The organism is Paenibacillus sp. JQZ6Y-1, assembly GCF_040719145.1.
Classification (GTDB): Bacteria; Bacillota; Bacilli; order Paenibacillales; family Paenibacillaceae; genus Saccharibacillus; species Saccharibacillus kandeliae.
Window position 1 is genome coordinate 1267621 of sequence record NZ_JBFDUZ010000001.1, and the last position, 25962, is coordinate 1293582.

The window sequence follows — 25962 nt, forward strand, 5'->3', positions numbered from 1 at the left end:
ATTATCATTAAAGAGGTGAAGTCACGATGAGACAGTATGGACTAGCGTTACATACAGACAAATATCAGATCAATATGATGTACGCTCACTGGGTAAATGGTACACACAATCGACGTGCCGTCTTTGAAGCGTATTTCCGCAAATTGCCGTTCGGTAATGGATATGCCGTATTTGCTGGGTTGGAGCGGATTGTGAATTATATCAACAATCTGACCTTTCATGAGGACGAGATTGCGTTTCTGGCGGAGCAAGAGGAGCAGTATGATGCTCGTTTTCTGGATGAATTAAGACAGTTCCGTTTTCACGGTAATCTGTATGCGATGCAGGAAGGCGCGGTCGTGTTTGCGGATGAGCCGCTGCTGCGTGTAGAAGGAACGATCATGGAAGCGCAGCTGGTAGAAACGGCACTGCTGAACTTTATGAACTATCAGACATTGATTGCGACGAAGGCGTCTCGTATCAAGCAGGTGGCTGGCGACGATATTTTGCTGGAATTCGGTACGCGTCGTGCGCAGGAAGCGGATGCAGCCATTTGGGGCGCTCGTGCTGCTTATATCGCTGGTTTCCACGGTACATCCAACGTGCTTGCAGGTGCCAAATTCGGTATTCCCGCTAAAGGGACACACGCACATGCGTGGGTACAGAGCTTTGGCAATGAACAGGAAGCATTTGACCGATATGCGGCAGCACTGCCAGATGGTGTAACCTTACTGGTCGATACGTTTGATACGTTAGGCAGCGGTGTACCACACGCGATCAAAACTGCCAAAGAATTAGAAGCTCGCGGTAAGAAGATGAGCGCGATTCGTCTGGATAGCGGTGACTTGTCCTATCTATCGATTCAAGCGCGCAAAATGCTGGATGATGCTGGTCTGCCGTATGTGAAGATCGTCGCATCGAATGATCTGGATGAAAATACGATTCTGGATCTGAAATCTCAAGGTGCGCGCATTGATACATGGGGCGTAGGAACACAGCTCATTACCGCTTCGGATCAACCATCGCTAGGTGGCGTATACAAACTGGTAGAGTGTGAGATCGACGGGGAAATGCAGCCTGTAATCAAAATCTCGGCTAACCCAGAAAAAGTGACGACACCGGGTAGCAAGGACGTATACCGGATTATCAGTACAGGTAGCGGCAAAGCGATTGCTGACTATATCTGTTTCCCGAATGAATCCGAGCCGCGCGAAGGCAAACGACTCAAGCTGTTCAATCCACTGCATCCGTATATCCGTAAATATGTATCGGATTATGAAGCGGTAGCGCTGCTACAGCCGATCTTCGTGGAAGGCAAACAGGTGTATGAATTGCCTTCGCTGCAAGACATTCGTACGTATCATGTAAGCCAGCTGGATCAATTCTGGCCGGAATATTTGCGCAAGCTGAATCCAGAAATTTATCGTGTGAATATCAGTCCGAAGGCATGGGATATGAAGCAACGATTGATCGCCGAGCACCTGCCGCCAGAAGAATTATAGGAGATGGCAGATCGACCTGAACCTAGGAATAAGAGATCAATCGGTATCGGATGATTTTTGTAAATATTTAAAGTGATATATGAGAACAATGATGAATGTGCGCTTTTGCAATAGAAGCTCTGTTTGGCAGCATACACCGAATGATGGTGAATATGCAGTCATACAGGGCTTTTTTGCTACATATAGGGGGGACATCAATCGTTGCACAGGAAGAATGAGATTCAAAATAGTAATGAAAACTTGCAATAATCATAGTTTCTATCAATGATATGTATAAGAATGATAGGTTTCAAACAGTTCAAGGCGTTTACAAATAAGTGTAATACGAATTACGATACATGCAGGACACAGAGCTATAAGCACTACCATCAAAAATGCGCGAAAGAAGGCTGTTAATGATGAAAGCTTTTTATTTGGATCAAGATGGATCACTGCGAACAGCACTACGTGGTAAAGATGTACTGGCTAATGCGATTTTGAACAAAGGCGTCGCTTTTACAGAAGAGGAACGAGATGAGCTGCATTTGAACGGGATTTTGCCACCGACGATCCTGACATTGGAGCAACAAATGAATCGAGTATATGAACAGATCAAAAATGAACCGAGTGATCTGCGCAAAAATATTATGCTGAATGACCTGTCCAACCGCAATGCGGTGTTATATTATCGGCTGTTAAGTGAGCATCTCAGCGAATTGCTGCCGATTGTGTACACACCGACGGTGGGCCAAGCGATTCAGGAGTACAGCCAGCATTATCACACACCGGGTGGTGTCTATCTGTCGATTGATAATCTGGATGGTATTGAAGAAGCTTTTCATAACAGTGGCGTACAGCCGGGTGAGATTGATCTGATCGTTGCAACGGATGCGGAAAGCATTCTCGGGATAGGTGACTGGGGTGTGGGTGGTATTAATATCGCGATTGGAAAGCTGGCTGTATATACCGCGGCGGCTGGCATTAACCCCGGACGCGTGCTGCCCGTTGTGCTGGATGCGGGAACGAACAACAAAAAGTTGCTGGAAGACCCGCTCTATATCGGTAATCGGCATGAACGGATTCGCGGGGAGCGGTATGAGAAGCTGATTGATCGTTATGTGGACGTAGCACGCAAGCTCTTTCCAGATGCTTTGCTGCACTGGGAAGACTTTGGCAATGTCAATGCTCGTCATATTATTAACCAATACGGCGATCAATTTCTGACCTTTAACGATGATATTCAGGGGACAGGCGCGGTGACACTGGCAGCGATCATTTCCGGTGTTCAGGTTAGCGGTACGCCGTTACAAGATCAGCGCATTCTGGTGTTTGGTCCGGGTGCCGCAGGCATTGGGAACGCGGATCAGATTCGCGATGCGATGATCAAAACAGGCTTGTCGGAGCAGGAGGCGGAGCAGCGCTTCTGGGCATATGATTATCGCGGCTTGCTGACGAATCAAACGGAAGGTGTGCTCGATTTTCAAAAGCCTTATCTGCGTAACAGCGATGAAGTGAAGGATTGGGATACCGATACAGATGGTAATATCAGTCTGCTGGAAGTCATTCGGCAGGTGAAGCCAACGATTTTGCTTGGCACCTCTGGTGTGAAGGGTGCATTCAGCGAAGAGATTGTGAAGGAGATGGCGAAGCATGTGGAGCGTCCAATCATTATGCCAATGTCCAATCCAACCTCGCTCGCAGAAGCAGTGCCATCGGATTTACTGAAATGGACAGATGGTAAGGTATTGATTGCGACAGGCAGTCCATTTCCATCGGTAGAATACAATGGAGTGACTTATGATATTGGGCAGGCGAACAACGCATTTATTTTCCCCGGTTTGGGATTAGGAGCTATCGTCACCAAAGCGAACGTATTCACGAAAGGCATGTTCACTGCTGCCGCAAATGCGGTTGCTCATGCGGTTGATTCATCCAAACCGGGCGCATCCTTACTGCCTCACGTCAAAGGGCTGCATCAGGTATCGCATGATGTAGCAGTCGCTGTAGCGAAAGCCGCTATTCATGATCAGGTAGCTCGATATGTGCCAGATGATGTAGAGCAGGCGGTTCAGGATGCAGCATGGAAGCCCGCTTATCGGAAGGTACGTGCCGCCGCAGCTGAGGAGATTGTAAAGCAGGAGCAGCAAACGGAACAGCAAGTTTCATTTGAATAACCAATAACTGTCTGCATAGTGGAGAAAGTCGGGTAATAACAGGGGAATGAGAATACAAAGATGTGTATCTACACTTGATACCCATGCACTACCAAGAAAGCTACAAATAACGCAATAGCATACATGGTATTAGCAAATGAGCAGTTTGCCTTGGTGTAACATCGAGAGCGAGCTGTTCATTTGTGCGGTTAGTGAGTGGCAGGAGCAATAGGATGGATGCTGTAACAATAAGATACGGAAAGGATGGGGAGCATACACTTATGAAGCAGGATACAGAAGCAGCTTCGGTAAAAACGTCTACCAATACCAATGAGTCATCTGCAAGTTCACCGTCGCATGACAATCGCAATCGGTGGATCAAGCTGGCAGCGCTCGTTGTGGTAGCATTGATCATTTGGTTCATTCCAACACCAGAAGGCTTGAAGCCAGAAGCATGGCATTTGTTTGCCATTTTTGTTAGTACGATTTTGGGATTTATTTTGAAGCCGCTGCCGATGGGCGGTATTGCGGTGCTGGGTATGACGGCATTATCGCTCACGCATACGCTGACCATTTCTCAAACGTTGAACGGGTTTGGCAATTCGACGATCTGGCTGATCGTGATTGCCTTCTTCATTTCGCGCGGATTTATTAAAACGGGGCTTGGCGCGCGTATTGCCTATCTATTCGTGAACAAATTTGGTCGCAAAACGTTGGGCTTGTCATATTCGCTGCTAGCGAGCGATTTGATCCTGTCACCTGCGATTCCGAGTAATACAGCGCGTGCAGGCGGAGTCATTTATCCGATTATTTTGTCCTTGGCAGAATCGTTCGGCTCCAAGCCGAGTGATGGAACGCAGCGCAAAATTGGCTCATTTCTAATCTTTACGAGCTTTCAGGGGAATCTGGTTACATCGGCGATGTTTATGACCGCTATGGCAGCCAATCCGATGATTGCTGGATTCGCGAGTAGTGTTGCTGGAGTTAGTTTGACATGGACAGGCTGGATGGTCGCCGCGATTGTACCGGGGCTGGTGACGTTGATCGTATTGCCGTTATTCCTGTATAAAGTCTATCCGCCAGAAGTTAAAGAAACGTCTGGCGCGTCGGAGATGGCAGCAGGGAAGCTGCGAGAGATGGGACGCTTGAAGCCTGCCGAGATTAGCATGCTGTGTGTGTTTGTACTCGTACTTATTCTGTGGATTGCTGGCGATCATCTGCATATTGATGCTACCACTACAGCGCTGATCGGTTTGTCCGTGCTGTTAATTACGCGCGTACTCACATGGGATGATATTAAAAAGGAGCAGGGCGCATGGGATACGCTCGTCTGGTTCGCAGCGCTCGTCATGATGGCAGGGTATTTGAACGAGCTAGGCATGGTCGGTTGGTTCAGTGACAAGATTGGACATTCGGTCAGCGCTTTGCCATGGTCGCTGGCATTGATTATTCTGGCACTGGTATACTATTATAGTCATTACTTTTTTGCGAGTGCCACTGCACATATTAGTGCCATGTATAGTGCTTTTCTGGCGGTGATCTTAACGGTGGGCACGCCGCCGATGCTAGCGGTGCTCATTTTGGCATTTTTCAGCAATCTGTTCGGATCGACGACGCATTATGGAGCAGGAGCAGCACCGGTATTTTTCGGCTCCGGTTATGTGAGTCAGAACAAATGGTGGAGTCTTGGCTTTATGATCTCGATCCTTCATATTGTCATCTGGTTCGTTGTAGGGGGATTATGGTGGAAGCTGCTAGGATTGTGGTGAAAACAGACGGCATCCGCAGCTATACGTCTGTCTGTGAATAAAGTTATGGCAGCGTACTGTGCACATACAGTACGCTGCACATACAGCATGATGAAAGAGAGGATGATACTTGATGGAACAAACATTTAGAGCTTATATGCTGGAACAGAACGGTGAAGACGTACAAGGAAGGATTCGCGAGTTAACCGTAGATCAACTACCACCGGGTAATGTAACAATCAAAGTTCATTATTCGGATGTCAATTATAAAGACGGATTGGCAAGTACGGCGAATGGCAAAGTGGTGAATGACTATCCATTTATCCCCGGTATTGATTTGTCCGGCGAAGTGGTGGAGTCGGAGGACGAGCATTTTCAACCCGGCGATCTGGTCTTATGTACGGGCTATAAGCTGGGTGTCAGTCATTATGGTGGATATAGTGAATATGCACGCGTGCCAGGCGAGTGGCTGGTTCGTTTACCAGAAGGCTTGTCCTTAAAAGAAGTCATGATGATCGGAACAGCGGGCTTTACCGCAGGCATGTCGGTGGAGGCATTGATTCATGCTGGTATTCAGCCGCAGGATGGACCGATTCTCGTTACGGGTGCAACGGGCGGAGTAGGCACGATGGCAATCTCTATTCTGAGCCGTCTCGGTTATGAGGTGTATGCGTCGTCGGGCAAGCCAGAGCAAGCGCAATGGCTCCAAGATCTGGGTGCACGCGAAGTGATCGCTCGTGCCGATAGCGAGCAGCCAATCAAGGGTGCACTGGGCAAATCGCAATGGGCTGGTATTGTGGATGCAACTGGTGGTGCTGCGCTAGGCGAACGCTTGAAGACGGTCAAATATCGCGGGGCGGTAGCTGTTTCTGGCAATACGGCAGGCGCGAAGTTCGAGAGTAGTGTATTTCCATTTATTTTACGAGGGGTACAGCTGATCGGGATTGACTCAGTAGCCTGTCCATCTGAATTGCGCCAACGCATCTGGCAGCATCTAGGCAGTGATTGGAAGCCGGAAACCGCGCTGTCGATGGGTGTGACGGAATACAGTCTGGAGCAGATTCCGCAGGCATTGGAAACGATACTTGCTGGACGCGCAGTTGGACGCCAATTGATCGTTATTGCACCGTAATAGTTTGCGTCTGGTAATAGCGCAATTTATTTTGTACATGGAAAGCGTGTCTGCAACTAGGGCTTGCCCTATCTTCTGTGTAGCTTCCAGTCAAAAGAAAAGTGGCTAATCTCATACATGAATCCTAAAAAGGAATCTCAAAACAGTAGTTGCAAAAGCGTATCATCAAAAACGTATTCTTAAGAAAAAAACGTATGCCTGAGAAAGAAGGCATACGTTTTTTTGCGTTACTTTTTACGGATTTCCCGAATGACATGACCGATCTCCGGCAAAATAATCCGTTCCATCGCTAGCTTCACAGCGCCACGCGAACCCGGCATTGAGAAAATGGCAGTCGCGCCCATCGTACCTGCAATGGCACGACTCAGGATTGCCGCCGAACCGATATCCTCGGTAAAGCTCAAATAGCGGAAAATCTCACCAAAGCCGGGCAATTCCTTATTTAACAGACTTTGTACCGCTTCATACGTTACATCGCGAGGTGCAATACCTGTGCCGCCAGTCAGCAAAATCGCATCCACTTCCGTACGTTCGGCATAATCATGCAGTAGCTCTCGAATCTGATTGTAATCATCACGAACAATTTGATAATACACTACTTCATGACCGTGCTGACGCAGCAATGATTGAATCAGCTGCCCGCCGGTATCGGTTTCGGTGGTGCGGGTATCAGAGACGGTAAGCACCATACATTTCACAGTATCTGGTGCTTCTGCCCGATGTTCATCTACAGAACGCATACAATTCACTCCTTGCATTCACAGGCTTGAGTGCCTGACATGAATAATTTGAGATGATTTCAATATGAACGATTCCATCTTAACACAATCCCAGTTGATCGCAAAAAAACGCATAGGCTCACGATCCCTTCGATCTTCATACTGCATTAAGTGAAGAGCTGGATAACTATGATGTTGCTTATGCTACGTACATAAGCAAGTGTACATATAGGATTTGACGACCGAATGATTTATAATAGAGAGATGATTATACGCGCTATCTTCATGATGGCGGACAGAACGGAGAGATGAGAGATGACGGTACCGATTTATATTTTGTCCGGCTTTCTAGGCAGTGGCAAGACGACATTACTGCAACAGATGCTGGAAAATTGGAAGGCTGAAGGCAAGACGCCTGCGGTCGTTATGAACGAGATTGGCGATGTGAATCTGGATGGCATGATGCTGGGCGAGGATGTAGCGATGGCAGAGCTGTTAAGCGGCTGTATCTGCTGCTCGAATCGTGCAGATTTGGGCATGGAGCTATACAATCTGATCCAAACCGGCGAACCGGATGTGATTGTGATTGAAGCATCCGGCGTTGCCAATCCGGTTGAAATTCTAGATGCAGTGACAGAAATCTCGCTGTACCACCGGATGGAGCTGCGTAATCTGATCACTGTTGTTGATGCTGCTCACCTGTGGGAATTGTATGAACAGCAGCAGGGCAAGACGTATCGACTGATGCAGGAGCAGATCCGTGCCGCTTCTGTACTCATTGTCAACAAAAGTGATTTGTTAGAGTCAGAACGTCTAGAGAAGGTAGAGCAAATCGCGCGTGGCTGGAATCCATACGCGCCGATGTATGTGACCGTGCGCTGCGAGCTGGATCGCTATTTGTATGAGCAAGCGGGTCATGCACTGGCTGGGGAACATCATGTAACCGCAGCAGAGGGAAATGCGTCGATCGCTGAGGAGCAAGTTCATAGCGCTCACCACGATCAGAATGAACAATTGCATCGCAAGCATGATCATCAGCACCATGAGGATCATCACACGCATACCCATGCGCCGCATCATTCGCATGAGCATGTAATGGTGTACACGCATTACTTTGAACAGCCGATTAACAGTGAAGCCTTTGAAGCGCTTATTGCCAATCTACCGACTGAGGTTTACCGTGCCAAAGGAATTCTGACATTCAATGATACGAATAGCCGCTTTCTTTTCCAATACGCGTACCGGCAAAGCGACTTTATGAAGATCACTCCACAAAAGCCGGTACCGGATGTGGCGGTATTTATTGGAGAACATTTCGATAAACGCCATATTCAGGAATTATTGCTGACATTGGAGCGACAGGAACATGAAGCTTAACTAGTTACAAAGTTTCAATATAAGGGACAGGCGGTTAATAGTTCAATAACAACCCGGTGCCTGAACCAGGTGCCCAGGATAAGCTGGATGTTCAAGCAGGGTATTGATCTGAACTATTAGGAGGTTAATTATACAATGACAACCACAAACCAGTACCGCCCTTATATCGAAGCTTGTGTAGAAGCGATGAATGCTTGTAATCTGTCGTATGTATCCAATTTGAAGCAATATGATTTGGAAAAGCTATGTGACTGCATTCGCGTCAATCGTGACTGTGCGGAGATTTGCTCCTTTACTATTCAAGCGTTGAGTCAAGGAAATGCGTTCTCTACACAATTGGCTGAACTGTGTGCCAAAGCTTGCGAAGCGTGCATCAACGAGTGCTCGCGCCATGAGCAAACGCATTGCCAAGAATGTGTAGAAGCATGCCGCAAATGCGCAGAAATGTGCTACGAGCTGGCAGGCGTAACAGCAATGGCATAAACATCCGTCATAAGCTACATACGGCGGAAGTATGACGAGCGGAACCCGCTGTGGACGGCGAACCTTCGATCAAACCTGTAGATGTATCAATATAATATAAGTAAGCCGCTATATCTTTTTTCGACATTATCGTCTGTCCAATGATGATTACAAGAGAGAAGGTATGGCGGCTTTTTAACGTTATGTTTAGTTTTGCTCATTGATGGCATTCTGAGGTTTTGAGCAAATGTAGTCTTGCCAGCCCGACATGGGCGCGCTATAATACAGCTTAATATCTATGACATGAACTGTTATTTACGGTACATGCAAGATCGTTATGCACAATGATCATATTCATCCATCCATGATTGGGAGAGTAGACAGCTTATTGGTTTGAAAAGCGAGCCGGGTTGGTGGAAGCCGGTAAAACGATAACTGTTGAAGCGCACCCCGGAGATGATTTTCCGAAAGCATAGTCGTAATATACTGTTGACGAGCTATGTGCATAGGTGAATCCGGTTGACCCCGTTATCGGTATACAAGTGACAGATGAAAACAATAAATCTGTACATAGAGTGGCACCACGGGAATGACCATCATATGGCTCTCGTCTCTACGTATGCGTCCAGCATATGTAGGAGACGAGAGCCTTTTTGCATTGGATATTGAAGTGCAACAAGTAGCTCCATACATATTCACCTATGCAGTAACATAACGAGGAGGTCTTTCTGATGATAACAACAGACATATTCAAGCAGCAGGCGGTACAGATTCTGTTACCGCTGGTAGAAGAGGAGGAGTCATCTCTGTACTCCATGCTGGAAACACCGCCATCACCCGAATTGGGCGATCTGGCTTTTCCATGCTTTGCACTCGCGAAAAGCTGGCGGCGTGCACCGCAGCAAATTGCTATGCAGCTGGCACAGCAGATCAATGACCATATTCAGTCTTCGCATGATGCTCCTCCCATTCAGATTGATGCCGCAGGACCGTATGTGAATTGGAGATGGGAGCGGCAGCATCTTGGAGCGGAATTGCTACAATCGCTAGCCGAACCACAGTATACTCAGCTAACGATAGGACAAGGGCAGCGTATAATTCTCGATATGTCGTCACCTAATATTGCCAAGCCGTTTGGGGTGGGACATCTGCGCTCCACTGTGATTGGCGCAGCGCTGCATCGGCTGTACACCGCCGCAGGATATGAGGTAATACGGGTAAATCATATCGGTGATTGGGGTACACAGTTTGGTAAGCAGATTACAGCACATCTGCGCTGGCATGATCCGGTACAAGCGGCAGCTGATCCGATTGGCGAAGCGCTGCGCGTATATATCAAATTTCATGACGAAGTAGAGAATCATCCAGAACTAGAAGACGAAGCGCGTGACTGGTTCCGGCGCTTGGAGCACGGGGATACAGAGGCGCTAGAGCTATGGCATTATTTTGTCAAAGTGAGTATGGCATCGCTAGATTTGATGTATCAACGGTTGAATGTGGAGTTTGATGAGGTATTGGGCGAGAGCTTTTACAATGATAAAATGCCTGCTGTTGTGCAGCAGCTGCAGGATGCTCATCTGCTAGAAGAGAGCGATGGCGCACAGGTCGTACGATTGGATGAATACGACATGCCGCCATGTCTGATTTTAAAATCGGATGGCACAACTATTTATCCGACGCGTGATCTGGCGACGGCGATCTATCGCAAGCAGGTGATGCGTGGCGATCGTCTAGTGTATGTGGTCGGAGGTGAGCAGACCTTGCATTTCCGACAAGTGTTCGCGGTACTTGGTAAAATGGGCTACGAGTGGGCGAGCGATTGCATCCATGTATCTTTCGGCTTGATGAAAATTAACGGCAAAAAGATGTCCACCCGTAAAGGCAAAGTGGTCTTTCTAGAGCAGGTGCTGGATGATGCTGTACAGCGGGCAAACGATATTATTAACGAGAAAAATCCGCAGCTGCCGCAGCGTGAACAAGTAGCACGTCAGATCGGAATCGGAGCAGTGATTTTCAATGATCTAAAAAATTATCGGCAAAATGAGATCGATTTTGCGCCAGAAGCGGCTGTTAGCTTTGAAGGGGAAACAGGACCATATGTTCAATATGTGCATGCGCGCATTCAAAGTATCCTACGTCGCGCGCAATCGCAGCAACAGACAGAGAGTGTTCCGGCTGCATTCCTGTCATCCTCGGTGGAACATGAGAGTTGGAGTGATGCAGCATGGGAGCTGATTTGCCATTTGGGACGGTATCGGCAGACGCTGGAACGGGCAGTACAGCAGCATGAGCCATCAGTAATCGCACGGTATGCGTTGCAAACCGCACGGTTGTTTAATCAATTTTATAGTCGTGATCGAATTGTGGATGCTGCACCAAGTGAACGTGCTGTTCGTCTGAAGTTAACGGAACTGACGGGGCGGTATGTGAAGGAGATGCTATATCTGCTTGGCATGGAAGCTCCAGATCAAATGTAGAAGAACTGCAACCATTTGGGTACTTGTCCCGTCTGTGAGATTGAAGGTTCGGTACAATTGCATGTGCAAATACAGGGAACGCGTGAACAACCTCATGTCAGCGCCAAACTGTATCGGTCCGCACAGTTGCAGCATCGCAGGTCTGACCGCTTGCCTCTTCAAGTGCTGTACCAATTCGCCGGAACCTGAATCTCAAAGCATATCATGACGGAGGGATTACTCATGTGGAATTATAAACAAACAACAATCGCGGCGCTGGCTCTGTCTTGCGTAATTGCAGGAGGTACCATGACTTCAGCAGCAGCATTTTCCGATGTAACAGGTGATAATAACCAAAAGATCGTAAGTTCATTGCAGGAAAAAGGCATCATTAACGGCGTAACAGCAACCCAGTTCAAACCGAATCAAACGCTGACGCAGGCGCAGGCGATCCAAATCTTGACCAAAGCATTTGAATTGAAAAAGAACGGAGCGGAAGTATTGCCGTCAGCAGGTCAGCCTTGGTATTCCGCAGCAGTTGAGGCTGCCAAAGCCAACAGCTTGTCTATTCCGTCCAATATTCAGGCTACTGAAAAGGTGAATCGTGAGGATTTCGCACTGTGGCTGTATGAGGCGATCAACACAACTGGTACGTATCCAGCAACCAAAATGTTCGTTGTGTTTGAAGATCAGGACAAAATTGACACCAAAGCCTCCAATGCTATCCAAACGCTAGTGAATATGAATGTGATTCCACGCGACACCGTTGGCAAAGCCTTTAATCCGCAAAAAGCCATTACTCGTATGGATGCAGCAACATGGGTAAGCAGCGCGGTAGATATGATCGAACGCGCCAATAATACGGACAATGAAAACAACGACGGTAGCGGTACAACAACGCCACCAGCGGATGGATCGGAGGGATCGCAAATGGGTTATGATCCGCAATTGAGCGTGAAATCCACTGCGGATGGCAAGCAAAAAGTAACCTTGACCGTACAACTGCCAAACCCAGGCTACAACTTGAAGATCGACAAAGTGAATCTGACTGACGACAAAAAAGCAGTGATTTCTTACTCACTGACTCAGCCTCAACCGGGTATGATGTATCCGCAGGTGATCAGTGAAGGCACAGCCGATACGATTATTCCGGCAGGCTATACACCTGAATTGGCTGACAAGTAAGATGGATCAGTAGATAATTTAACTGCTAGTTCTGACATAGAAATGATCAGGAAACAGGAAACAAAAATAGTAGTATCTCATGTCTGTGCTATACCTTCGGGTAGGTGCAGACATTTTATTTTCAATGAGAAAGAGTTTACAATAAAAGAGGCGACGTATAATGGAAGTCATATCCATTCAGTACGTGTATATGTATGGACTACCTCTAGAATACAATGACAAGATACATATAACTGTAAAGGAGTGAGAGCAAGATGAAGAATCTAAATGATTTTTTGGAAAGCCCGGTGTACACTGCCTTGCTAAAACAATTGCAAACGCATGATGCGACATTGCATTTCATAGACAACAACTCAATCTATGGTTTTTATCTGATGCAAAGCTTCAAGCACTTGCACTTCACGTTACATGGGTACCAAGGCGATATTCCCAATGAACGACAGGCAATCCAGTGGTTTGTGGAGCTGCTACAGCAGGAGGAAGCGGCGATTCTTGCTTATATTCACATGCGCATGGAGTTGAACAAAACACTAGAAGATAATGCAGATGGAGAATTTGCCGAAGGAGAGGAATTGGATGAGGGTGATCGTTCGGAGGTGGTCGAGGTTCTGGGCTATGCACCATCGGCACCTGCTGATTTTATGATCGAATATTTCCTGCTGCAATATCATGATCATCTGCTGACAGATTATTTTAAAAAGAACCGTATTCCCGGTCCCGTCAAATTTGCAAGACAGTTGAAAAAGCAATTCGCTATATTGCAGACGAAGCAAAACGGATGGGCTGCTGAAACGAAGTAGCATTTGATTTACATCAAATACAGATGTACCTTCAAACCTGTATATGCGATGTCGCATACTCTAAAATTAAAATGATAAAAGCAGCCATCCGGTAGAATCTACCGCGATGGCTGCTTTGCATTATTTGCTGAATATGAACTTGCTAGAGGTGATTGATTGTGTTCGGTTGGCGTTCATACTTTCAACAATCGAACAATCGCTTATAGTGGAATGTACTTAGAGTTTTTTCGATTCCACTTCAATCGGCTTTTCGGTGACTTTTTCTGTTTCATACAGATTGGAGCTTTTCTTCAGCCAGTCGAACAGGTGAGTCACTACTACCTTCAATACAGCATAACCCGGAACTGCCAACAGAATACCTACGACGCCAAACAGATTACCAGCTGTCAAAATAACGAAAATGATCGTAATCGGATGAACCTTGAGCGATTTACCCATAATCTGCGGCGAAATCAGTTTCCCCTCGATTAGCTGAACAGCGGTCCAAACAGCGATCATTTTGAGCAGCATGACTGGGGAAGTGACCAATGCCACAACCAGCGCCGGAGTAATAGCAATTGCTGGACCGAGATAAGGCACAATACTTGTAAAGGAAGCGATAATCGCTAGCACAAGCGAATAATCCAGACCGATAATATTGTAGCCAATATACAGCAGACAGCCGATACAGAAGCTGACGATGATCTGACCGCGAATATAGGAGCTGATTTTGCTGTTCATTTCCGACATGACTTCGGATGTTTGACCACGCAGACCAACTGGAATGAATTGCAGTACATAAGGCACCAGACGTTTACCATCTTTTAATAAATAGAACAGAATAAATGGTACCGTCACAATAGAGAGTACAATTTCAGTCAATGTACCAAGGAATCCACCAATACCGGAGAAGGTATGCAGGAAGCCCGAAGCTCCACTGCTGAACAGTGCGCCCCAACGATTGGATAGCGTCTGTAACAGCTCCTGCGGATTGATGTTAAGCGATTGCTGAATTTGTTGAAGAATATCGCCGCCCAGCCATTTCTGGATTTGCGTAGATGCTTGCTCATACAGCGTCGGAATATTACTTACCAGCTCTTGAATTTGGCGCTGGATCACGGGAATGACCAAGCTAATGATCAACACGATAATACCGATAATAAGAATGTAAAGCAAAATTATGGAATAAATACGTTTTACTTTATGTTTTTCCAGAAAATCAATAAGGGGATTAAATAGATAGAACAAAATACCGCTTAAAATAATCGGTAAAATGACCGTTTTGACGAGCACGATAAACGGCGTGAACACATACGGAATCTTCGAAAGCAAAAAGATATTCAACGAAATCAATACAAGTACAAGCAAAAAAATAACAAAGCGATTGTTCAAAAAGAACAGCTTGAATCGTTCGCTCCACAGTCGGGCTCGTTCCATGAGCAGCTTCATCCCCTTTGGTGTGCATGGTCTATGATTGGTGATGTATTCTAATTCTTTCTACATTCTAGCATAGCGGGTGTGAAAGGATAGAGCAAGTGAGCAATAATGACAAAAATACAAGTTTAAGGTAGACAATGCAGGAAAAAAGGTCTAAATTAAATATTGGTTCCAAAGTCTTGAATTTTGCTTAGTCTGTGACTTAGATCACACCGCTTTTTGTTCATATTTGCTAAAATTTAAATTAATAAGATTCTGAATGAAAAAATATAACTGCATGAGGTGTGTTGTATGAAACTATCCCTTGGTTCGAAGCTGGTGGCAAGCTTTATTGCCGTATCTGTCATTACCTATGGTACAAGCGCTTTCTTTATTTTCTATTTGAAGTCGTATCTGGCTTCGACCATGGCGGATTGGATGTATGTGTCCATTATTCTGCTGCTAGGCATTATGTGGAGCGGTATTCTTGGTTATGTCATTTCTCGCTTTTTAACCCGTCCGATTGTTGCATTGTCCCGTATTGCGGAAAAGGTATCTGCCGGTGATCTGACCGTTGATATTCCTGATCGTCGTGAAGAGGATGAGATCAAAGTACTGAATGATGCTTTCCGTATGATGGTGTTCAATATCAAAGGCATCGTGAATGACATTGTCCACAACACCAGCACCACTTCGCAAAATGCAGATTGTTTAAGCGGTTCCATTACGGAAGCTGCCCAGCAGATCGAGTCCTTATCTGCAATTGCTGACGAGATTTATACGGGCGTACAGCAGCAGCGCGCTTCCAGTGAAACCTCGCTGCAAACTGCGCAGCATATGATGAGCTCGTTCCGTGAAATGAAAGATAAATCGTCCCATATGCTAAAGTTGTCCACGACTATGGATCAATCGGTTCAATCCACACGCGACATCTTTGCTTCCTTAAAATCAGGCATGGACACCTTATCTAGTTCCCAAAACGAAGCAGAGCAAACCGTTCGCCTACTCGACAATCAAGCATCCGATATTGGTGCTGTCAGCGGTACTGTCAAAGATCTCGCCGAGCAAACACATCTGTTAGCACTGAACGCTTCCATTGAAGCCGCTCATGCTGGTGAACATGGAGCTGGATTCGCGGTGGTTGCTTCCGAAATCCGCAAGCTTGCTGAGCAAAGTAATGATTCTGCTCAACGCATTCAATCGCTGATCGGTGCTGTGCAATCGCAAATTCACGCAACCGTAGAGCTGATTCATAATCAGAATGAACTGGTACAACGAGAGACGACACATACGTCGCGCGTAGAAGAAACGCTGAATCAGTTTGCGGGGATCGTTGACGAGTTTATGTCTGCCGTGCAATTGATGGAAGGCTCAATTTCTGAACAAAATGACCGTGTCGAGCTGACGTACAGCCATGTGCAGCAAATTCGCGAAATGGCAGACAAATTCTACGAAGGTGCACGCCAAATCTCTACTGCCACGCATGAGGAAACAGCCATCATGCAAGAAATTTCGTCTTCCTCTGACGAACTGAGCAGCATGACAACAAGCTTGTTGGAGAAAACGAAAGTATTTACTGCCTGATTCAGTGACAGTATGACAATAGCAAGACCATGTAGAAATAAAGAAAGACGTGAAAAATCAGACCTATATGCAAGAATAACAGCCACAGTCTGCTTCTACACACCTTCATGAATGTACTCATAATAAACAGATAAAGAAACTCAAAAAAGAATGACCAAACACAAAATCCCCTTGCTGATCCAGCGTAGTACACGCAGAATGCAAGGGGATTTGCTTGTTAATAACAAGTCTTCCGGCAGGAGCGATAAACAGGGCTTCAATGAAATGCCGGTTAGACGGGTATAACTACGACAAAGCTATGATAAGGCTACGGTAAAGCTAGTGTAAAGCTATCGTAAAGCTACGATGAAGCTATATTATTACTAGTAGTTGCTTATATGGAAAACTAGGCAAAACGGTATAGTTATGATATGCAATACTGCCGCTGCTGTTTATCAGACAGGGCTATGATATAGGAAAAGCTAGTAGGATTATGATATGTCTGACTCCACATTCCAGGTATGTTGCTAATAGAATGCGGTATAAGATAATGCTATCCAGCAGCAGCCTTGTAACTGTTGAACAGCCAAGGGCTGCAATGCTGGTCAATTGGATCTATATGCTCCTGCCTGCTTGCCAGACTTGTCAGCCCTGTTTATAACATGGGAAGAAAGCTGGATATTTCGATTATATGGAGTGTCTAGTAGTAGATATGTCATTGCGATTAGGTTGTGCGCAAGCCAGCAGGAATAGGTGCTTCGCGATCCTGAGGCTGTTCTGTGCCATCCAGAATCGCATTGGAGCCGATACCTGTTTGCATACGGTACATTTGACGATACCGTCCGTCGATCTCCATCAGTTCATCATGTGAACCGCGTTCTACAATTTCGCCGCGATGCAGCACTAGAATCTGATCTGCACTGCGGATGGTGGAGAGGCGGTGCGCCACGATAAAGGTAGTGCGTCCGCGCTTCAGCACTTCCAATGCGGACTGAATCAATGCTTCCGTCTCGGTATCAATATTCGCCGTTGCTTCATCCAGAATCAGAATCGCTGGATCATAAGCAAGCGCACGGGCAAAGGAGATCAATTGACGCTGACCAGCAGATAAGGTACTGCCTTTCTCCACCACTGGCTCGTCAAAGCCCTTCGGTAGATCGGACAGAATCTGCTCGGCACCTACATCACGAAGCGCCTGTTCCAGTCGTTCGCGACTAATCTGTTCATTGTCCAGACTGACATTAGAAGCAATCGTACCAGTAAACAGATACGGATCTTGTAGCACAATACCCATATGCTGGCGAATCCACTGTTTTGGCAGCTCGCGAATATTTTGCCCGTCAATCGTAATGGTGCCTTGCTGTGGATCGTAGAAACGGAACAGCAGATTGATAATCGAGCTTTTACCGGAACCGGTATGACCGACCAGTGCGACCGTTTGACCCTGCTTGGCTTCAAAGTCGATATGCTTGAGCACTGGGTCTTTTTTGTAGGCAAAGGTCACATCGTGAAACCGTACATCGCCTTTATAACGCGGCATCGAGCCGTCGGTAACGTTTTCGCCTTCCTCATCCAGCAGCTCGAATACACGTCCTGCCGATACCATTGACAGATCAAGTGCAGCCAATTGATTGACCATACCCGTCATCGGTTGGAACAACCGTCCCAGCACATCGACAAATGCGTATAGCACACCAAGCGAGATGGCACTGTCAAAGCTACCAAGGGAAGCCGAACCGAAATACCACAGCACCAGTGCAAAGGTTAAGTTCCGCAGCACGTTAACCAGATTGAACGAAGTCAGAGAGTTCAGACGCAGCATTTTGTTTTGGAAAAATTGATAATCATTGTTCAACTTTTCAAACTCATCCTGTGTCTGCTTTTGCTTACGGAAAATCCGAATGATCGACATACCTTGAATCGATTCATTGATAATCGCATTGATTTCGCTCAAGCGGGAGCGGATGATGCGATTATATTTGGTTGCTACTTTGCGATATAGCATAATCCACAGTATTAACAGCGGAACCAAGAATAGACAAACCATGCCTAGTCGGAAATCCAGAATAAAGAGAGCGATATACACACCGAGCATGTATACAGCACCAGAGCTGAAATTCGATAATACGGCGACGAATAGATCTTTCACCGCTTCCGTATCATTCGTTACACGCGATACCACTTTACCAGCAGGCAGATTGTCAAAGAAAGGCACTGGTAAACGTTGAATGTGTGCGTACAGATCAATACGCAGCTCTTGAATGACTTTATTGGCAGACGACTGCATCCAGTACGTTTTACCAAACTCGGTTACAATCGTAATCAGCAAGAAGACAAAGTATAATCCAACTAGCTGATAAATGCCCGGCAGCTCTGGCTGATAAAAGCCGAACAGCTCTGTCGCGGAGAGTACCACTGCCGGATATACCGCCTGTTCTCCCTGCGCATTGCGGATCGTTAGCGTACCATCATCGAATGTCTTTTCACCGGTAAGGTTATCCATCGGACCTTCGACAAAGTAGAAGGAGGTTCCACTTTGTACAACATGAGCTTCCAGCCCTTTCTTTTCTCCGTCGCTCCAAAATCCTTGGCGTTTGTAATACGCGCCTTTATATTCGGCAGCGTGCGGATCACTCGCAGTCGTCTGATAAAAAGGCTGTTCAATAGCGAACATATGATTATCAATAATATTTTTAGCGATAAATGGACCTGCTAGCTCGGCACCTACGCCGATAACCAGCATGATCAGAGCGACAATAAATGTCTTTTTGGAGCGTAAGGCGTATTGATACAATCGCCTTGTAATGGTTTTATTGTCCAGCCGCGTCATCGGCTGTTCGTGCAAGTCTTGTGTCTCCAAAATTAAGACACCTCCTCATCCAAGGAATCGCTCACTTGCTGACGCTCATATTGCTCATGATACCAGCCCTTAGCAGCGAGCAGCTCGGCATGCGTTCCTTCTTCAATAATGCTTCCTCTGTCCAGCACCACGATATGATCGGCATGCTCTACCGCGGATAACCGGTGAGTCGCGATCAGCGTCGTTTTGCCAGCACGTTCTGTACGGATATTTTCAATAATGCGTGCTTCGGTTCGAGCATCGACCGCAGACAGCGCATCATCCAGTATTAAAATAGGGGGTTCAGCGATAAACGCACGCGCCAGCGATACCCGTTGCTTTTGTCCACCTGATAGGGCGACACCACGCTCACCGACAATCGTATCCAGACCTTCGGGGAACGTATGCAGATCCGTATCAAAGGCAGCCGTACGAATTGCAGCCATAACATCCTCATCCGAAGCATCTGATTTACCGAAGCGGATATTATTACGTACGCTGCGGGAAAACAAGATTTGCTCCTGCGGTACATAACCAAGCCAGCTGTGCAGCTGATCTTTGGCGATATGTTGAATCGGTACACCGCCAATTTTCAATTCGCCACTGCCTGTTGGATATTCATGCAGCAGTTGCTTGAGTAGCGTAGATTTGCCACTGCCGGTACGTCCGACAACGCCAAGTGTTTCGCCTGCTTGGATACGCAGCGATACCTGCTGTAGATTGTCGACCGTCGAAGTCGGATAGCGGAAGACGACGTTATCAAATTCAATCTGATCGGGATTCTCTACATGTACCGGTTCAGTAATATCCTCTACATCCGGTTTGACCGCCAGTGTCTCGTTGACACGATCCAGCGAGGCATTACCGCGCTGCATAATATTGATCAATTCACCAATTGCGAACATCGGCCAGATCATCATGCCAAGATAAATATTGAAGGAAACCAGATCGCCCAGCGTCAGTTGATTATGGAACACCAGATATACGCCGTAGCCCAAACCGATAATATAACTCAGTCCAACAAACAAACGAATCGTTGGCTCGAATAGTCCATCTACTAGAGCAACAGCTAAGTTTTTACGATATACATCGTTTGTAATATCGGCGAAACGTTTCTCATCTTGACGCTCCTGTACATAAGCACGAATCACACGTACGCCAGCGATTGATTCCAATACTTGGTCGTTCATATCGCCAAACGCATCTTGTGCCAGGGTGTAGCGAGAATGGACAACTTTGCCGTAGATCGCCATCGAAATCGCGATAAACGGTAATGGCAAGATAGCCGCCAGCGTCAATTTCCAGCTGATTAGAAAGCCCATCGCCAGCAAAACGGTCAGCAGATATACAGTAGAGTCGGTCAGCGTCAGCATTCCGAATCCAACCGTCACTGCAACCGAGCGCAAATCGTTGGTTGCCCGCGCCATCAAATCGCCAGTACGACTCCGTTCAAAAAAGGGAGGCGTCATGCGCAGCAGATGAGCCATAAAGCGAGTGCGTAGCAACCGCTCCACTAGGTTGGAGCCGCCGAACAAACTGTGCATCCATACATAGGTGATGCCATAAATAATGACCACGATTAATGCAATCGCACCTGTGTAATACATTAGAGCTTGAAACGTAATCGTACCGGAGGAAATGCGGTCAATCGCATCGCCAAGCAATTTTGGTGGTGCCAATTCGAACACACCTACAATTGCCAGCATAATAATACCGAGCAGATAACGTTTTCGTTCTCGACTAAAAAACCAGCCGAGATTTTTTAAAACAGCAAACATAGATTCACTACCTTTCCGTTGCATCGCTTTTCAATGCAGGATACTCATCCTTGTATTCAACAACTGCATAGCTCAAAAAGTGGAGCCATCCCACGTATTCTTTTCCCAAATTCCCTGTAGTAGCCAAAAAAAAGACAAGTCGTGTGCAATATGCAAACGACTTGTCCTGTGTAGGTGTCATTAAGCGCACGGTGATGAACAACCGCGCGGATCTTATCATCCATTATGGATACTTGTCAGGGGTAATCTAACGTTCAATTACCGAGGAAAAGAATATCCATCTGCCGGGTTGCTCCAGTGTTCAGTTGTTGGATTGGTTGGTCATCATTGCCTAGGTTATGTACAATCATCAGTTGGTACATCATGGAGGTCCCCTTTCTTCAATCGACTTGGATAGTAGCAGATGGTAATAACTTGAAACTATTACTGCCCTGCGTCTGATTGTAGCACTGTGATTTTTGACTTGTCAACGAATTTATTCAATATTTCTTCACAAAATATTCATGTGATGATGAATTTAATATCCAAATGCGTAAATTTAGTTTACATAAACAAAAATCATATTTGAAATTATGTAATCTAAAAATGCGTGTAACAGAGTATTGTGAATACAAGCTGTATAAGGTAGCTACATACCATGTTAACTATTGAAAATTCATGTAAAACATTGACTTTTCCAGCCGGATTTTTGTATCCAGCAGGCGACCCATAAGATATGTATTCATTTTATGGGAACAATAAGCCATTATGACGTTTCAGAGTAGGTCATGGTATAATAACGACACAGCACGGGTAATAACTACACAAGTGCAATTTAGAATGAGGGAAAGGCGGGATTTATTATGAGCATCGCAGTATCCAATGAAGCAGCACAATGGTACAAAAAAGAGCTTGATTTGCAGGAAGGCGATCATATTCGTTTCTATGCACGCTATAGTAGCAACAGCGATATTCACCCGGGATTTTCGCTGGGTATTTCCGTAGAACCGCCGGTCAGTCCGGGTCTGGAACAGGAAGCGGAAGGCATCCAATTTTATATGGAATCTCAAGATTTGTGGTATTTGAACGGGTACAAGCTGAATGTAGAGTATGTCGATCAGGAAGACGATATCCGTTATGCGTATGTGCCGGAATCGCAGAACTCCTGAATAACAATAGCAGATCATCAATAGATTATGATATGGATAGCTGCCATTCTATACGAATTGCCTATACTATATTCTAAGGAAATCATAAGTATATTTTTAGACGGGCTTAAGCTGCCCGTCATTTTTTATTCATGAAAGTCGTCTACGATTCATTGTATCAACCAGAAGGGAATGTGATAGTTATGACAACACTGGTAATGGTCATGTGGATGATGGTAAGTGTAGTATTCGCAACAGCAGCAGTTTATTTTACGAAGCAAAACATACTGCGTGGACGCTATGCAGTACTGTGGCTCTCGACTAGCTTCTCAATGTTGGGATTGTCGATATTGAGTTTGTATAGTACAGGGTTGAATGTATGAGGTGGAGCAAAGCGGAAAGTAGAAAACGAACAACATATGATGGGAAGCATGATCTGAGATAAGCAGCTTTGTAAGGCATACTAGCCGATAAAAAGCTGCTTATGGTATTGGGTGATTGGAACCATCATGTGTTATACATACAGATATAGAAAGAAAAGAACCTTCACCGACAATGCGGCGAAGGTTCTTTTGCATAATTACACAGGCGAAATTCCTTCCAGTGCATACGAGAAATCTTCGATATCGTATACCTGTACAGGTACTTTCGCGTCGATCAGACGCTGGATCATCTCGAACTGGTCGGTCAGCATAGGAGCTTCCTTTTTCAGAGAAGAGAGGATCAGTTCCGTTTCGATCGGGTCAAATGTTTCGCCGTAGTGGGCATTATCGAGCGCATTGACGACCGATAGCTGTACCTGATCGCTGAAGACAATACCTGAGCTTTGCGACCACGGCATTTGCAGACAACGCTGAATTTTCTTTTTGTTCAGCGGTTCTTCCAGATAGCGAATAAGCTCTTGAATGCGGTCGCGTACTTCGCGGTCTTCGATCGGGCTATTCATGAGCGGCTCGGTGCTCTCCGCAAATTCGTACAGTTCCATAATGGTCGTGTACGGCACAATATAAGTGACCGGTTTATCCGGGTTAAGTAACTGGCCATAAATGGCAATCATTACTGCTTCGATGACAAACGCCTGGGACATGGGAAATCCTCCTGGAAATGCATACGTGTATACATAGTTGAATGTCAGCCTACATGGAAAGGCTGATATGGGAAGTATACCATATCCTGCGGTTGGCGATAACCGTCAACTTCATATACCTATCCGCGCCTGCTATTGCTGGAGTGAGCATACATCCAGAATAACGAAAGATAGCTGTACAGAATACCGTCTGCACAGCTATCGTGTATTGAAGGGATCGCATAACATTCATCTTCTCCTGCCACGTCATTGTTCGCCCGATAGCATGGAGGAATCGGTACAGGAATGATGTCGCAACCAATCCATCGTCAGTTAGTTATGATCTACCGATTAGCAGTGACAGTAAGCCAGCTGCAATCAATGGACCGACTGGTACACCTTTGAAAAAGGCGACTCCAAGCAGCGTACCAATCAACAGCCCTGCTACAACGGTCGGTTGGTTGGTCATCAGTATCGTCCCGCGTCCGCCCAGATACGCCACGAACAGACCGATCCCGACGGCGGCAAGTGATTTCCAGCTTAGAAACGAATGCAAAATCACATCCATTGAGATTCTGCCGCTGGCAAGCGGCGTCATGACACCAATCGTCAAAATGGTAATCCCAATCGTCAGACCATACTTTTCGAGCCAAGGAAAAGCCTGATTCCAGCCGAGTACACGAATCAGCAGCAGAACCAGCATAGCGATGGTGACGGTTGTATTTTTACCGACAATTCCAAGCCCTGCCATGATTAGCAGGACAAGAGCAGGCATGTCGATAGCACCCATAGGTATTCACCCTTTCCGATTAGGATGTTCCGGCATCATTAGGAGTTAGCAACGATATGCTTGGCGATCAATGCACCATGACGGCGTCCGGTTTCGATAAATACTTCGTTAGCATTGCGACCGGAAGCAATCACACCAGCTACGTACAAGCCTTCGATATTGGTTTCCATCGTATCCGGGTCAAAGCGAGGCTTGTCCATATCGTCGCTCATCGTTACACCCATAGAGGTAATAAGCTTGCGATCAGGGCGGAAGCCGGTCATCGCCAGCACAAAGTCATTGTGCAGCATTTCTACTTTGCCATCATTATGCGTTAGTTGAACTTCCGAATCATGAATTTCAGTGACACGTGCATTCAAATGAAGAGCGATTTTACCCTTCATAACTAGACTTTCGAAGATTGGACGTACCCACGATTTGATATTGGCGGATAGATCATTGCCACGATACACCATATCGACTTTAGCACCAACGCGTACGATTTCTAGCGCCGCATCCACTGCGGAGTTACTGCCCCCAATAATGGCTACCCGCATACCAGTATACGGATGCGCTTCGCGGAAATAATGTGTCACTTTGTCCAAATCTTCACCCGGAATACCTAGATAATTCGGATGGTCAAAATAACCAGTGGAAATAATGACTTTACGTGCTTCATACGTATGTTGCTGCCCTTGACGGTTCACCGTATGCAGAGAGAACGTACCATTGTCATGGCGCTCAATACCGGTTGCTTCTGTATATGGCTGAATATTCAGCTTGTAATGCTCCGCAGCCCGGCGATAGTAAGCCAGCGCTTCATGTCGGAACGGTTTTTCGTTAGGAGATGGAAATGGCAAATCTCCAATTTCCAGTAATTCTGCTGTACTGAAAAACTGCATATTGGTCGGGTATAAGAAAATCGAGTGCACCACATTGTATTTCTCAATCAATAACGTCTTCAAACCGAGGCGCTCACATTCAATCGCTGCGGATAAGCCGCATGGACCGGCGCCAACAATAATAACATCTTGCATCACAGGGTCATTCTCCTTCCGTTTCCTCAAAATCTGTCTATAAACACGCTACGTTTTATCATACCATATTTGACGATAAACGGCAGAACTCTAACACGTGGCGTTACATGAAACAATGGGAGCCATGAAGAGAAGGAATATGTTCATGCCAGATGATACGATAGGGCTAGAGATTACGCTGAGTTGCTTTAGTAGGACAGAACTATTTTGTCATAAACGCTCATGAATTTGTAAAATCGTGCATCATTTATTGTAAAATGCGGTATAGTTATAGTAAGGAAAGTAGAAATGGACTATTCCTTTTTCATTTAACTGAAAACGTTTTCTGTCATGTCCCTTGTACACCCACTCTCAGGGAGGAGAGATTGTGATGTCTATACTGGAACGCTTGAAAGGCAGAAGCAAAAAGACCAATAACAGCATGCCATCGGTTCATGTAACAATGGACGAATTGCGCAGTGCAGTCTTGCAGTTTGAACGTGATATGGGCGATGGTATTAATCGTACGGTACTCATGCAGGAGGATGGAACGATTGACTTGTCCAGATTGAATCGTTATCTGGGTGGACAGTGTGATCAGAAGTTTTATCTGTCTCGTGAGACATTCGAGCTGTTTGAAGAACAGGAGCGCCATATTCCGTATCATCTGGATCGTGTACAATGGGCGGTGGACGATTATGCCAGTGAAACTGGGAAAATGCCAGTGATCGAGGATTCGCCACACTTTGAGGTGGATTGCCGCAAGCTGTATCAGCAGCGCTACCTGCACGAAATTCCTGACTTCCGCGTGTTTGTTACCGATCAGGAGATGATGGTAACACATCGTGAGCCTGCGATTTTACCGGAGAGCAAAGCACAGAGAGATAAAAGTTATGTGCTATTGTAAGGCTTAAACT

Annotated in this window: 20 protein-coding genes and 1 other annotated feature; of the genes, 13 read left to right on the plus strand and 7 right to left on the minus strand. The window is 46.1% G+C overall.

Going from position 1 to position 25962, the window contains the following annotated elements; translation table 11 throughout:
- The first annotated feature begins 26 nt into the window (after positions 1 to 26).
- The 4 genes from ABXR35_RS05630 (at position 27) to ABXR35_RS05645 (ending at position 6493) form a co-directional block, all read left to right on the plus strand.
- Positions 27 to 1481: a nicotinate phosphoribosyltransferase gene (locus ABXR35_RS05630; RefSeq protein WP_367056634.1), complete on the plus strand. Its 1455-nt coding sequence runs from the start codon at positions 27 to 29 to the stop codon at positions 1479 to 1481.
- A gap of 398 nt (positions 1482 to 1879) precedes the next feature.
- Positions 1880 to 3634: an NAD-dependent malic enzyme gene (locus tag ABXR35_RS05635; RefSeq protein ID WP_367061202.1), complete on the plus strand. Its 1755-nt coding sequence runs from the start codon at positions 1880 to 1882 to the stop codon at positions 3632 to 3634.
- 260 nt (positions 3635 to 3894) lie between these two features.
- Positions 3895 to 5382, plus strand: coding sequence for an anion permease (locus ABXR35_RS05640; RefSeq protein WP_367056637.1), 1488 nt, complete (start codon positions 3895 to 3897; stop codon positions 5380 to 5382).
- Between the two features lie 112 nt (positions 5383 to 5494).
- Positions 5495 to 6493 carry an acrylyl-CoA reductase family protein gene (locus tag ABXR35_RS05645; RefSeq protein WP_367056640.1) on the plus strand — a complete coding sequence of 333 codons (999 nt, stop codon included), beginning with the start codon at positions 5495 to 5497 and terminating at the stop codon, positions 6491 to 6493.
- A gap of 227 nt (positions 6494 to 6720) precedes the next feature.
- On the opposite strand, the gene ABXR35_RS05650 is transcribed toward ABXR35_RS05645, so the two are convergent.
- Positions 6721 to 7233, minus strand: a complete 513-nt coding sequence (locus ABXR35_RS05650; RefSeq protein ID WP_436669322.1) for a MogA/MoaB family molybdenum cofactor biosynthesis protein — start codon at positions 7231 to 7233, stop codon at positions 6721 to 6723.
- Positions 7234 to 7527: 294 nt separating this feature from the next.
- On the opposite strand from ABXR35_RS05650, the gene ABXR35_RS05655 reads away from it, so the two are divergent.
- The 5 genes from ABXR35_RS05655 to ABXR35_RS05675 all read left to right on the plus strand — a co-directional run bounded on the left by ABXR35_RS05655 (position 7528) and on the right by ABXR35_RS05675 (position 13492).
- On the plus strand, positions 7528 to 8589 hold the full coding sequence (locus ABXR35_RS05655; protein WP_367056646.1) for a CobW family GTP-binding protein: 1062 nt from the start codon (positions 7528 to 7530) through the stop codon (positions 8587 to 8589).
- Between the two features lie 135 nt (positions 8590 to 8724).
- Positions 8725 to 9072 carry a four-helix bundle copper-binding protein gene (locus ABXR35_RS05660; RefSeq protein WP_367056649.1) on the plus strand — a complete coding sequence of 116 codons (348 nt, stop codon included), beginning with the start codon at positions 8725 to 8727 and terminating at the stop codon, positions 9070 to 9072.
- Between the two features lie 334 nt (positions 9073 to 9406).
- Positions 9407 to 9669: a binding site (T-box leader), on the plus strand.
- A gap of 113 nt (positions 9670 to 9782) precedes the next feature.
- Entirely contained in the window at positions 9783 to 11528 is a 1746-nt protein-coding gene (gene argS / locus ABXR35_RS05665) for an arginine--tRNA ligase (protein ID WP_367056652.1), read from the plus strand.
- Positions 11529 to 11750: 222 nt separating this feature from the next.
- On the plus strand, positions 11751 to 12692 hold the full coding sequence (locus tag ABXR35_RS05670; RefSeq protein WP_367056655.1) for an S-layer homology domain-containing protein: 942 nt from the start codon (positions 11751 to 11753) through the stop codon (positions 12690 to 12692).
- Positions 12693 to 12946: 254 nt separating this feature from the next.
- The gene (locus tag ABXR35_RS05675) at positions 12947 to 13492 is read left to right on the plus strand and encodes a hypothetical protein (RefSeq protein ID WP_367056658.1); all 546 of its coding nucleotides are present in this window, start codon (positions 12947 to 12949) and stop codon (positions 13490 to 13492) included.
- A gap of 216 nt (positions 13493 to 13708) precedes the next feature.
- Here ABXR35_RS05675 and ABXR35_RS05680 read toward each other — a convergent pair whose 3' ends face one another.
- Positions 13709 to 14908 carry an AI-2E family transporter gene (locus ABXR35_RS05680; RefSeq protein WP_367056661.1) on the minus strand — a complete coding sequence of 400 codons (1200 nt, stop codon included), beginning with the start codon at positions 14906 to 14908 and terminating at the stop codon, positions 13709 to 13711.
- Positions 14909 to 15199: 291 nt separating this feature from the next.
- Here ABXR35_RS05680 and ABXR35_RS05685 point away from each other — a divergent pair, with 291 nt between their 5' ends.
- Positions 15200 to 16471 carry a methyl-accepting chemotaxis protein gene (locus tag ABXR35_RS05685; protein ID WP_367056664.1) on the plus strand — a complete coding sequence of 424 codons (1272 nt, stop codon included), beginning with the start codon at positions 15200 to 15202 and terminating at the stop codon, positions 16469 to 16471.
- A 703-nt stretch (positions 16472 to 17174) separates the two neighbouring features.
- On the opposite strand, the gene ABXR35_RS05690 is transcribed toward ABXR35_RS05685, so the two are convergent.
- Together ABXR35_RS05690 and ABXR35_RS05695 are read right to left on the minus strand one after the other, a co-directional pair.
- Positions 17175 to 19280: an ABC transporter ATP-binding protein gene (locus tag ABXR35_RS05690; protein WP_367061205.1), complete on the minus strand. Its 2106-nt coding sequence runs from the start codon at positions 19278 to 19280 to the stop codon at positions 17175 to 17177.
- Between the two features lie 32 nt (positions 19281 to 19312).
- Complete coding sequence (locus ABXR35_RS05695) at positions 19313 to 21067, minus strand: ABC transporter ATP-binding protein (protein WP_367056665.1); 1755 nt, start codon at positions 21065 to 21067, stop codon at positions 19313 to 19315.
- An 842-nt stretch (positions 21068 to 21909) separates the two neighbouring features.
- On the opposite strand from ABXR35_RS05695, the gene ABXR35_RS05700 reads away from it, so the two are divergent.
- Together ABXR35_RS05700 and ABXR35_RS05705 are read left to right on the plus strand one after the other, a co-directional pair.
- Positions 21910 to 22215: a HesB/YadR/YfhF family protein gene (locus ABXR35_RS05700; RefSeq protein ID WP_367056667.1), complete on the plus strand. Its 306-nt coding sequence runs from the start codon at positions 21910 to 21912 to the stop codon at positions 22213 to 22215.
- Positions 22216 to 22397: 182 nt separating this feature from the next.
- Positions 22398 to 22577, plus strand: a complete 180-nt coding sequence (locus ABXR35_RS05705) for a hypothetical protein (protein ID WP_367056669.1) — start codon at positions 22398 to 22400, stop codon at positions 22575 to 22577.
- Positions 22578 to 22774: 197 nt separating this feature from the next.
- On the opposite strand, the gene ABXR35_RS05710 is transcribed toward ABXR35_RS05705, so the two are convergent.
- The 3 genes from ABXR35_RS05710 to ABXR35_RS05720 form a co-directional block, all read right to left on the minus strand.
- Entirely contained in the window at positions 22775 to 23281 is a 507-nt protein-coding gene (locus ABXR35_RS05710; RefSeq protein ID WP_367056671.1) for an ADP-heptose synthase, read from the minus strand.
- A 316-nt stretch (positions 23282 to 23597) separates the two neighbouring features.
- Positions 23598 to 24050, minus strand: a complete 453-nt coding sequence (locus ABXR35_RS05715; RefSeq protein WP_436669323.1) for a DUF441 domain-containing protein — start codon at positions 24048 to 24050, stop codon at positions 23598 to 23600.
- 38 nt (positions 24051 to 24088) lie between these two features.
- Entirely contained in the window at positions 24089 to 25066 is a 978-nt protein-coding gene (locus ABXR35_RS05720; protein ID WP_367061211.1) for a YpdA family putative bacillithiol disulfide reductase, read from the minus strand.
- 370 nt (positions 25067 to 25436) lie between these two features.
- On the opposite strand from ABXR35_RS05720, the gene ABXR35_RS05725 reads away from it, so the two are divergent.
- The gene (locus ABXR35_RS05725; protein ID WP_367056673.1) at positions 25437 to 25952 is read left to right on the plus strand and encodes a DUF3939 domain-containing protein; all 516 of its coding nucleotides are present in this window, start codon (positions 25437 to 25439) and stop codon (positions 25950 to 25952) included.
- Positions 25953 to 25962 lie beyond the last annotated feature (10 nt).

Excerpts from the sequence above, each read along its gene's own strand:
- ABXR35_RS05705 (WP_367056669.1), top strand. The coding sequence starts at position 22,398 with ATGACAACACTGGTAATGGTCATGTGGATGATGGTAAGTGTAGTATTC.
- ABXR35_RS05675 (WP_367056658.1), top strand. The coding sequence starts at position 12,947 with ATGAAGAATCTAAATGATTTTTTGGAAAGCCCGGTGTACACTGCCTTG.
- ABXR35_RS05660 (WP_367056649.1), top strand. The coding sequence starts at position 8,725 with ATGACAACCACAAACCAGTACCGCCCTTATATCGAAGCTTGTGTAGAA.
- ABXR35_RS05640 (WP_367056637.1), top strand. The coding sequence starts at position 3,895 with ATGAAGCAGGATACAGAAGCAGCTTCGGTAAAAACGTCTACCAATACC.
- ABXR35_RS05655 (WP_367056646.1), top strand. The coding sequence starts at position 7,528 with ATGACGGTACCGATTTATATTTTGTCCGGCTTTCTAGGCAGTGGCAAG.
- ABXR35_RS05695 (WP_367056665.1), bottom strand. The coding sequence starts at position 21,067 with ATGTTTGCTGTTTTAAAAAATCTCGGCTGGTTTTTTAGTCGAGAACGA.
- ABXR35_RS05720 (WP_367061211.1), bottom strand. The coding sequence starts at position 25,066 with ATGCAAGATGTTATTATTGTTGGCGCCGGTCCATGCGGCTTATCCGCA.
- ABXR35_RS05710 (WP_367056671.1), bottom strand. The coding sequence starts at position 23,281 with ATGTCCCAGGCGTTTGTCATCGAAGCAGTAATGATTGCCATTTATGGC.
- argS (WP_367056652.1), top strand. The coding sequence starts at position 9,783 with ATGATAACAACAGACATATTCAAGCAGCAGGCGGTACAGATTCTGTTA.
- ABXR35_RS05715 (WP_436669323.1), bottom strand. The coding sequence starts at position 24,050 with ATGGGTGCTATCGACATGCCTGCTCTTGTCCTGCTAATCATGGCAGGG.
- ABXR35_RS05670 (WP_367056655.1), top strand. The coding sequence starts at position 11,751 with ATGTGGAATTATAAACAAACAACAATCGCGGCGCTGGCTCTGTCTTGC.
- ABXR35_RS05650 (WP_436669322.1), bottom strand. The coding sequence starts at position 7,233 with ATGCGTTCTGTAGATGAACATCGGGCAGAAGCACCAGATACTGTGAAA.
- ABXR35_RS05680 (WP_367056661.1), bottom strand. The coding sequence starts at position 14,908 with ATGGAACGAGCCCGACTGTGGAGCGAACGATTCAAGCTGTTCTTTTTG.
- ABXR35_RS05630 (WP_367056634.1), top strand. The coding sequence starts at position 27 with ATGAGACAGTATGGACTAGCGTTACATACAGACAAATATCAGATCAAT.
- ABXR35_RS05700 (WP_367056667.1), top strand. The coding sequence starts at position 21,910 with ATGAGCATCGCAGTATCCAATGAAGCAGCACAATGGTACAAAAAAGAG.
- ABXR35_RS05690 (WP_367061205.1), bottom strand. The coding sequence starts at position 19,280 with ATGACGCGGCTGGACAATAAAACCATTACAAGGCGATTGTATCAATAC.
- ABXR35_RS05635 (WP_367061202.1), top strand. The coding sequence starts at position 1,880 with ATGAAAGCTTTTTATTTGGATCAAGATGGATCACTGCGAACAGCACTA.
- ABXR35_RS05685 (WP_367056664.1), top strand. The coding sequence starts at position 15,200 with ATGAAACTATCCCTTGGTTCGAAGCTGGTGGCAAGCTTTATTGCCGTA.
- ABXR35_RS05725 (WP_367056673.1), top strand. The coding sequence starts at position 25,437 with ATGTCTATACTGGAACGCTTGAAAGGCAGAAGCAAAAAGACCAATAAC.
- ABXR35_RS05645 (WP_367056640.1), top strand. The coding sequence starts at position 5,495 with ATGGAACAAACATTTAGAGCTTATATGCTGGAACAGAACGGTGAAGAC.